The 4,033-nt window shown below is 69.5% G+C and carries 4 protein-coding genes and 1 pseudogene; 4 read left to right on the top strand and 1 reads right to left on the bottom strand.

What is annotated here, in order from left to right; all coding sequences use genetic code 11:
• The first annotated feature begins 257 nt into the window (after nucleotides 1-257).
• Nucleotides 258-845, top strand: coding sequence for a hypothetical protein (locus tag RWP81_RS14955; RefSeq protein WP_314457416.1), 588 nt, complete (start codon nucleotides 258-260; stop codon nucleotides 843-845).
• A gap of 75 nt (nucleotides 846-920) precedes the next feature.
• Here RWP81_RS14955 and RWP81_RS14950 read toward each other — a convergent pair whose 3' ends face one another.
• On the bottom strand, nucleotides 921-1,394 hold the full coding sequence (locus RWP81_RS14950) for a M23 family metallopeptidase (protein ID WP_314457414.1): 474 nt from the start codon (nucleotides 1,392-1,394) through the stop codon (nucleotides 921-923).
• Nucleotides 1,395-1,698: 304 nt separating this feature from the next.
• Here RWP81_RS14950 and rpsB point away from each other — a divergent pair, with 304 nt between their 5' ends.
• The 3 genes and pseudogenes from rpsB to pyrH form a co-directional block, all read left to right on the top strand.
• The gene (gene rpsB, locus RWP81_RS14945; protein WP_314457412.1) at nucleotides 1,699-2,634 is read left to right on the top strand and encodes a 30S ribosomal protein S2; all 936 of its coding nucleotides are present in this window, start codon (nucleotides 1,699-1,701) and stop codon (nucleotides 2,632-2,634) included.
• Between the two features lie 154 nt (nucleotides 2,635-2,788).
• On the top strand, nucleotides 2,789-3,616 hold the full coding sequence (gene tsf, locus RWP81_RS14940; protein ID WP_055954158.1) for a translation elongation factor Ts: 828 nt from the start codon (nucleotides 2,789-2,791) through the stop codon (nucleotides 3,614-3,616).
• A 144-nt stretch (nucleotides 3,617-3,760) separates the two neighbouring features.
• Nucleotides 3,761-4,033 (top strand): annotated as a pseudogene (gene pyrH / locus RWP81_RS14935) (UMP kinase); the annotation flags it as partial.

The following is a 4,033-nucleotide window of genomic DNA, read 5'->3' as shown; positions in this document are numbered from 1 at the left end:
GTCGCACCCTCACGCGTGGGGCAGAGCCGTCAATCTCCCGCGCGGCCGGCGAACCCGCGCGCCTGACGCTGAGCCTTCCCCACCTGGCGCGGCCGGCGCACCTTCGTGCCTGGCTGACCCGGGCCGACGACGCCCGCACCGCCGCGCCCCGCGGTCTCCACGACCGAATCGACCCCGCACGAGACACCCCATCGTGCCCACCCGTCGGGGGAGACGTCCCCCTGGTGAGCGCCTTCTTCCGGCCCTACCGTGAGGTCATGAACCGGCGTCTGCTCGCTCTTTCCGGCGTGGCCGCCCTCACCACCCTCCTGGCGGGGTGCATCTACGTCAGTGTCCCGCGACCGGCCGAATCGCGCGTGTCCCCGAGCCCCGACGGACAGGTCGCCCAGACCGCGGCCCCGTCATCGACGGCGACCCCCCTCGCCCCCTCGCCCACGGCATCCACATCCGACGACGCCGTCGCGCTCGACTGCGGCGACGGTATTCGGATCGTGTCGGGCGCCGAGCAGTCGTTCCGCGTCACGGGTACCTGTACCGATCTGACGGTCACGGGCTCCGCGCTCACGGTCGACGCGTCCGCGGCTACCGTGGCATCGCTCCGCATCTCGGGTGACGGCATCCGCGTGCAGGTCGCCAGCGCCGACGAGCTGATCGTCGAGGGAGACGACGGTGCGGTGACCTCGGCTGCCGGCATCGGACGCATCGAGATCGATGGCGACCGCACGACCACCGAGGCGGCGTCGGGCATCCCCTCGGTCATCGTTCGCGGACACGACAACGTCGTCCGCTCCGGAGGCGGAGTCGGGTCGGCGGTCGTGTCGGGCAGCGGCAACAAGATCCGCTGACGACCCGGCACGTGCGAGTGCGACATCGTCGGCCCGCCACCCCGTGCAGCGGCGTCACCACGGTCCGCGGATCCGTCAGCAGCACGGCAGCAGGACCGCCCGCGGCACGCCGCCGAGCAGCCGCAACGGGTTGATGTACTCCCCGTCCAGGCGTACCCCGAAATGCAGCGTCCGCGGCGCGGTGTGCCCGCCCGCCGTGAGTCGACCCACCGGAGCCCCCCGCGCGACGGCATCGCCGGCGGCGAGATCGGATGCGACGGGTTCGAGCGTCGTCACCAGCCCGCCCCCGTGATCGATCGTCACCACGGGGCGACCGGCCACCTCGCCCGCAAACGCCACGTGCCCGTCGGCGGGAGAGCGAACGACCTCGCCGGATGAGAGATCGAGTCCCCGGTGGCCCGGTCCGTACGCGTGGGCCGGAGCCTCGTACGGGCGTACGACCTGGACGTGCTCGACGGGCCACACCCATCCGAGGTCGGCCAGCGGGTCCGGTACCGCGAGAAGGAGCGCGGCGAGCACCGCGAAGGAACGGAGGGATGCCGACATCATCGGGGCAGTCTGGCGCGCGCGTCCGCCGGCGGGCCGCACTCTCGGCATGGGTGGGGACCGGCACGCGGTGGGGAGGAGCGGTCCTGTATGCTGGGGGATGCATCCCGCATGTCGGGATGACTCCGCGTGCCCATTGCGCACCGCGTCGTTCTCGCGAATGACGCACCGCGCGGCATCCACACCCCATGGTCCTCCGCTCCGGCGGGTGGCGGGTGTGCGCCGGGCACCAGGCTCGTCAGGCGAACCGCCCGACGCGAACAACCACAACCACGGCGCGAAAGCGCCCAGAAACAGGAGTACGACCATGGCCGTCGTCACCATCCGCCAGCTGCTCGACAGCGGCGTTCACTTCGGACACCAGACCCGCCGGTGGAACCCGAAGGTGAAGCGCTTCATCCTCACGGAGCGCTCCGGCATCCACATCATCGACCTGCAGCAGTCGCTCGGGTACATCGACAAGGCGTACGAGTTCGTCAAGGAGACCGTCGCGCACGGCGGCACCATCCTCTTCGTCGGCACCAAGAAGCAGGCGCAGGAAGTCCTCGCCGAGCAGGCGACCCGCGTGGGCCAGCCCTACGTCAACCAGCGCTGGCTCGGTGGCCTCCTCACCAACTTCCAGACGGTGTCGAAGCGTCTCGCCCGCATGAAGGAGCTCGAGGAGCTCGACTACGAGAACCCGGCCGAGAGCGGCTTCACCAAGAAGGAGCTGCTGCTCAAGAAGCGCGAGCTCGACAAGCTGCACAAGTCGCTCGGTGGTATCCGCAACTTGCAGAAGACGCCGTCGGCCATCTGGGTCGTCGACGCCAAGCGCGAGCACCTCGCGGTCGACGAGGCCAAGAAGCTCGGCATCCCCGTGATCGGCATCCTCGACACCAACGCCGACCCCGACGAGTTCCAGTACCCGATCCCCGGTAACGACGACGCGATCCGTTCGGTGAGCCTGCTCACGCGCATCATCGCCGACGCCGCCGCCGAGGGTCTTATCCAGCGCCACCAGCCCGCCGGTGAGGACGAGGCTGCCGAGCCCCTCGCCGAGTGGGAGCGCGACCTGCTCGAGACGCCCGCTGAGACGAACGCCGAGACCACCGAGGCCGCAACGGAGTCGCCCGCCGACGCCGCCGGCGCCGAGGCTCATGACGAGACCGTCGCCGCCGAGTCGGGCGAGACCGCGACCGAGGTCGCCGACGCCGAGGCAACCGACGCCGAGGCTGCTGACGCCGAGGCCACCGACAGCAAGTAAGCCGCGCGACGCCCGGTTCACCATCGCGTGATCGGCGCGTCACCCGCACAGGCTACGATCCGGCGGGGTCGTGACTGCCCCCTCGCTCAAGGGTGGCGACACGGCCCCGCCGGGCTCACATCGAGAACGAATACGACAAGGAGACCGCCACACCATGGCAAACTTCACGATCGCCGACATCAAGGCGCTGCGCGAGCAGCTCGGCACCGGCATGGTCGACACCAAGAAGGCGCTCGAAGAGGCTGACGGCGACGTCGAGAAGGCCGTCGAGATCCTGCGCCTCAAGGGTGCCAAGGGCAACGCCAAGCGCGCCGACCGTTCCACGAGCGAGGGCCTCGTCGCCGCTCGCGAGACCAACGGTTCCGTGACGCTTCTCGAGCTCGCCTGCGAGACCGACTTCGTGGCCAAGAACGAGCGTTTCATCGCTCTGGCCGACAAGGTCGTCGACGCCGCCGCCGCCGCGGGCGCCGACTCGGTCGAGACGGCTCTGTCCGCCGACGCCGACGGCAAGACCGTCGAGCAGCTCATCTCCGACGAGGCCGCCATCATCGGCGAGAAGGTCGAACTGCGTCGCGTGCGCACGATCTCGGGCGACAAGTTCGAGGTGTACCTGCACAAGACCAGCAAGGACCTGCCCCCGCAGGTCGGAGTGGTGCTCGCCTACACCGGTGACGACGCCGAGACCGCTCGCTCCATCGCGCAGCACATCTCGTTCGCGAACCCCTCGTACCTGACCCGCGACGCCGTGCCCGAGGCCGACGTCGACAAGGAGCGCGAGATCGTCACCGAGATCTCCCGCAACGAGGGCAAGCCCGAGGCCGCTCTGCCGAAGATCGTCGAGGGCCGCGTCAACGCGTTCTTCAAGCAGGTCTCGCTGCTCGACCAGGACTACGCGAAGGACAACAAGCTGTCCGTCGCGAAGGTCGCGTCCGACGCCGGTCTCACTCTGACCGACTTCGCCCGCTTCAAGGTCGGCGCGTAACACGCACATGATGAGGCCCGGGATGCCACGGCATCCCGGGCCTTTTCCCTGCCCGCACGCCGAGCGGATCCCCGCCCTCACCGCTGCGGACGCACGCAGGAAACGCGCGGGGGATAGTTTGTTAAAGACGAGAGGACACCACACGTGATCGATGAGGCCAGCAAGCGCCGCCGAGTTCTTCTGAAGCTGTCGGGGGAGGCGTTCGGGGGCGGCCAGTTGGGTGTGAACCCGGATGTCGTGAGTCAGATCGCGCGAGAGATCGCCCAGGCCGTCGACCGGGTCGAGATCGCGATCGTGGTTGGCGGGGGCAACTTCTTCCGCGGCGCCGAGCTCAGCCAGCGCGGCATGGACCGCGGACGTGCCGACTACATGGGGATGCTCGGCACCGTGATGAACGCCCTCGCCCTGCAGGACTTC

It is taken from the genome of uncultured Microbacterium sp. (assembly GCF_963521695.1).
In the GTDB taxonomy this organism is placed as follows: domain Bacteria; phylum Actinomycetota; class Actinomycetes; order Actinomycetales; family Microbacteriaceae; genus Microbacterium.
Note: the sequence above shows the minus strand (reverse complement) of the source record. Positions and strands in the feature narration are given on the sequence as shown.